The sequence below is a fragment of the Sandarakinorhabdus oryzae genome (assembly GCF_009733735.1).
GTDB lineage: Bacteria > Pseudomonadota > Alphaproteobacteria > Sphingomonadales > Sphingomonadaceae > Sandarakinorhabdus > Sandarakinorhabdus oryzae.
This window is the reverse complement of the sequence record NZ_WNJP01000193.1, coordinates 1-4,797: the sequence shown is the minus strand read 5'-3', so window position 1 is coordinate 4,797 and position 4,797 is coordinate 1. Positions and strand designations below refer to the sequence as shown.

Annotated in this window: 4 protein-coding genes; 2 read left to right on the top strand and 2 right to left on the bottom strand. The window is 67.5% G+C overall.

The window, feature by feature from the left end:
* Both GJ693_RS13900 and GJ693_RS13895 read left to right on the top strand, forming a co-directional pair.
* On the top strand, window positions 1-718 hold a 718-nt coding region (locus GJ693_RS13900), incomplete at its 5' end, for a HesA/MoeB/ThiF family protein (protein WP_156256875.1).
* 29 nt (window positions 719-747) lie between these two features.
* On the top strand, window positions 748-2,721 hold the full coding sequence (locus tag GJ693_RS13895; RefSeq protein ID WP_235902932.1) for a transglycosylase domain-containing protein: 1,974 nt from the start codon (window positions 748-750) through the stop codon (window positions 2,719-2,721).
* Here GJ693_RS13895 and xth read toward each other — a convergent pair.
* Both xth and GJ693_RS13885 read right to left on the bottom strand, forming a co-directional pair.
* Entirely contained in the window at window positions 2,718-3,485 is a 768-nt protein-coding gene (xth, locus tag GJ693_RS13890; protein WP_156256874.1) for an exodeoxyribonuclease III, read from the bottom strand. The two genes, GJ693_RS13895 and xth, sit on opposite strands and share 4 nt — an antisense overlap.
* 18 nt (window positions 3,486-3,503) lie before the next feature.
* A partial coding sequence (locus GJ693_RS13885; RefSeq protein WP_156256873.1) for a cisplatin damage response ATP-dependent DNA ligase occupies window positions 3,504-4,797 on the bottom strand: 1,294 nt, incomplete at its 5' end.

Genomic DNA, 4,797 nt, shown 5'->3' with positions numbered 1-4,797 from the left:
CCACCTGGTGCTGCCGGAATTCGGCGGGCGCGGCCAGGCGGCGCTGGCACGGGCGCGGGTGGCCGTGGTTGGCGCCGGCGGGCTGGGCAGTCCGTGCCTGCTCTATCTCGCCGCCGCCGGGGTGGGCCGGCTGACCATCATCGATGATGACGCGGTGGCGCTGTCCAACCTGCAGCGCCAGGTACTGTTCGAAACCGCGGATGCTGGCGAAATGAAGGCGGAGCGCGCGGCGACGCATCTGCACGCGCTCAACCCGCATGTCGAAACCGTGGCGGTGCCGCTGCGGCTGGCGGCCGACAATGTCGATGCGCTGCTCGCCGGGCATGATCTGATCATCGATGGCTGCGACAGTTTCACGACGCGGCTGGCCGTGGCCGATGCCGCGCTGGCGCTGCGCGTGCCGCTGGTGTCGGGCGCAGTCGGCCCGTTCGATGGCCAGGTGGCGGTGTTCAAGGGCCATGACCCTGCCCTGCCCTGCTATCGCTGCTTCGTCGGCAATCCCGAGGACCAGCCCGATCGCAATTGCGCCGCCGTTGGCGTGCTGGGGGCGCTGACCGGCGTGATCGGCAGCCTGATGGCGATGGAGGCGATCCGCGAGTTGTCGGGCTTTGCGCCATCGAGTGCGGGCCGCATCACCCTGTTTGACGCACTGGGCGGCCGCTTCCGCAGCATCAGCCTGCCCAAGGACCCGGCCTGCCCGTCGTGCGTTGCCCAATAGCTGCCGTATTTGCTGGATAATACACCCAAGTGCCCCAACGACGCCCTGCCCCGCGCCCGAAGAAGAACCGCTGGTACATCAGCCTCCTGAAATGGGGCCTGGTGGGCGGCCTGGCCGTGTTCATCGCGCTCGCCGTTGCTGTCGCGCTGGCCTATCGCGACCTGCCGTCGTTCGAAGCCATGAAGAAGAGCCCCAACGGCCAGCCGGTGGAAATTCGCGGTGATGATGGCGCCGTGCTGGCCAGCTTCGGCCCCAGCTACGGCGAATGGCTGAGCTATACCGAGATCCCGGCGACGATGAAGGCCGCCATGATCGCGGTGGAGGACAAGCGTTACTGGTACCACCCCGGCGTCGATCCGATCGGCATCGTGCGCTCGATCGTGGTCAATGCGGCCAAGGGCGATCGTGCCCAGGGCGCATCGACCATCACCCAGCAGCTGGCGCGCAACCTGTTCCTCACCTCGTCGAAGGATTACACACGCAAGCTGCGCGAGATGGTGCTGGCGCTGGCGATCGAGCGCAAGTTTGCCAAGGAAGACATTCTCGAGCTCTATCTCAACCGCGTCTATTTTGGCGGCGGCGCCTATGGCATCGATGCCGCGTCGCGCAAATTCTATGGCCACAGCGCCCGCCGTCTCAGCCTGGAGGAAGCCGCCATCATCGCCGGGCTGGTGAAGGCGCCGTCGCGTTTCTCCCCATCGGCCGATGCCGAAGCGGCCCGCAAGCGCGCGGCCACCGTGATTGCTGTGATGGTGGACAATGGCGCCATCAGCGAGGCCGAAGCCGCTGCCGCCGATCCGCGCCTGGTGCGCTTTGCCCCGCAGGCGCGGGCGGCCGGGGTGCGCTATTTCACCGATTGGGTGCTGAGCGAGCTAGAAAATCTCACCGACGAAGTGGGTGAGCCGCTGCTGGTGGAAACCACGCTCAACGCCCAGATGCAGCGCCAGGCCGAAGCCGCCATTCGGGCCGAGGCGCCGCGCGGCGCCCAGGGCGCGCTGGTGGCGCTGGCCCGCGATGGCGGCGTGAAGGCCATGGTGGGCGGCACCGATTATGTCCGCTCCAACTACAACCGGGCGATCGTGGCGCGGCGCCAGCCGGGCTCGGCGTTCAAGTTCTTCGTCTATGTCGCCGCGCTTGAATCCGGGGTGACGCCGGACGACATGGTGGAAGACCGGCCGGTGACCATCGGCAACTGGTCGCCGAAGAACAACAACGGCACCTTTGCCGGCCCGGTGAGCGTGCGCCAGGCCTTTGCCCAGTCGATCAACACGGTGGCGGTGCAGCTGGCCCAACAGGTCGGCTTCGACACGGTGGCCGACGTGGCGCGCCGCTTTGGCATCACCACCGCGATCAGCCGCGAACCGGCGATGGCGCTGGGTTCATCGGTGGTGACCTTGTTCGAGATGACCAACGCCTATGCCACGGTGGCCAACAATGGCCTGGAACAGGCGCCCTATGCCATCACCCGCATCACCACCGGCACCGGCCGGGTGCTCTACAACCGCAGCGAGGGCGAGACGCGTCAGGTGGTGGCGCCGGTCGTCGCGGCGCAGATGACCCAGTTGATGCAGGCCGCCGTGGAGGAGGGCACCGCCCGCGCCGCCCAGATTGGTCGGCCACTGGCGGGCAAGACCGGCACCACGAGCAGCAACAAGGATGGCTGGTTCATCGGTTTTTCCAGCGGCATCACCACCGGCGTGTGGATGGGCCGCGACGACAACCAGGCCGTGCGTGGCCTGGCCGGCGGCCGCGCCCCGGCGCGGGCCTTTGCCCAGTTCATGGCGCGTGCCGTGGGTGGCACCCCGCCCGAACCGCTGGTGACCGATGTGACCGAGGAGGGCCTGGGGCCCGAACCCGACGCCCAAAGCTATGGCATCACCATGGACGAACCGCCGCCGATGGACGGCGAGGAACCGCCCGCCAGTGATCCGCCACGGCTGGATGACAATTGGCTGGACAAGACGCTGAACGAGCCGGCGCAACAGCAGCCGGCGCCGCACTAACGCAATTGGCACCAGGCCGGCGCGTGATCGCTGGCCTTTTCCTGGCCGCGCACATCCTTCATCACGCCGGCATCCTGCAGCCGGTCCGCCGCCGCTGGTGACAGCAACAGGTGATCGATGCGAAAGCCATGGTCGCGCTGCCAGGCGCCGGCCTGATAGTCCCAGAAGCTCCAGATGCCGCCGACCGGGTGCAGACAGCGCACCGCGTCCGTCCAGCCCTGCCACAAAAGCTGCCGGTATGCCGCTACGGATTCGGGCTGACGCAGCGCATCGTCGCGCATGGCGGTCGCGTCCCAGATATCATCATCATTGGGGATGACATTGTAATCGCCGGCCAGCACCACCGGCAGGCCGGTTGCAAGCAACCCGGCGGCATGGACGCGCAGCCGCTCCATCCAGGACAGCTTGTAATCGAACTTGGGGCCAGGTTGGGGATTGCCGTTGGGCAGATAGATACTGGCCACCCGCACGCCCATCACATCGGCTTCCAGATAACGGGACTGTTCATCGCTCTCGTCGCCCGGCAGGCCGCGCTGCACCTCAATGGCCGGCTCGCGGGACAGGATGGCGACGCCGTTGAAGCCCTTCTGGCCGTGGACCAGGCAATGATAACCAGCCTCGCGCAGCGTCTCGACGGGAAAATTCTCCGTCATCGTCTTGATTTCCTGCAGGCAGGCGATGTCAGGCTTGGCCGCCTCCAGCCATTCCAGCAGGCGCGGCAGGCGGGCGTTGGTGCCGTTGATGTTGAAGGTGGCGATGAGCATGAGTGCAAGCCTAGGCGCTCATGTCGCCAGCTTCAACAGCGCCGCAATCATGTCGGCCTCGGCCGCCGGCTTGTCGGTGCGGATGCGCGAGATGCGCGGGAAGCGCATGGCAAGGCCCGACTTGTGGCGGGTGGAGGCGTGGATAGAGTCAAACGCGACTTCAAGCACCAGGCTTTTCTCCACCTCGCGCACCGGGCCGAATTTCTGCAGCGTGTTGGCGCGCACGAACTTGTCGAGCAAGGCGAGTTCGGCATCGGTGAAGCCGGAATAGGCCTTGCCGACCGGCAGCAATTGGCCATCATCGGTCCAGCAGCCAAAGGTGAAATCGCTGTAGAGGCTGGATCGCTTGCCGTGGCCGCGCTGGGCATACATCAGCACGCAATCGGCGGTGAGTGCCGCGCGTTTCCACTTGAACCACTGGCCCACCCTGCGCCCGGCCACATAGGGCGCGTCGCGGCGTTTCAGCATCAGCCCTTCGATGGCGGCATCGCGCGCAGCATCACGCAGGGCCGCCAATTCGTCCCAACTGGCCGCCTCCACCAGCGGTGAAAGCTCGAAACTTGTGGGATCAAGGCCGGGTAGCACCGCCTCCAGCCGGGCGCGGCGGGCGTCCCAGGGCATGGCGCGCAAATCCTCGCCGGCGTGGGACAGCAGGTCATAGACGCGGATGAAGGCCGGGCGATCGGCGATCAGCTTCGCCGTCGGCGCCTTGCGGCCCAGTCGCTGCTGCAGGGCGTTGAAGCTGCCCGAGGCGGCGATGCCATCCGCCTGCCCTTCCCCGCGCACCAGCAATTCGCCATCGAGAGCCAGCGGCTGGTCGAGCGTCACGTCGGGGAAGCTGCCAGAGATATCGTCGCCGGTGCGGCTGAACAGCCTGGTCTGACCGCCAGCGTGGACGATCTGGACGCGGATGCCATCCCATTTCCATTCGGCGGCATGGGTGGCCAGATCAAGCACCGCGCCGTCTTCCAGTGGGCTGGCCAGCATGAAGGGGCGGAACACCGGCACGTCACCGGCGGCGGGCGGCGGCGCGGCGCCGGTGGCCCAGCGGAACAGCGGATCGAACGGCGGCGAAAGCCCGTGCCAGACCTCCTCCACCGCCTCGAGATCAAGGCCAAAACCCTGCGCCAGCCCGGTCTTCGCCAGCCGCGCCGACACCCCGATGCGCAGGGCGCCGGTCGCCAGCTTGATCAGCGCATAACGCCCCTGCACGTCGAGCCGGTCGAGCAGCGCCGCCACCACGGCCGGCGCCTCGCGGCGGGCGAGGCCGGCCAACTGCCCGACCACCTCGTCAAGCGTGGGCGGCGCTGGC

What these genes read in the sequence shown, in the direction of transcription:
- xth (WP_156256874.1), bottom strand. Translation starts at nt 3,485, where the DNA reads ATGCTCATCGCCACCTTCAACATCAACGGCACCAACGCCCGCCTGCCG.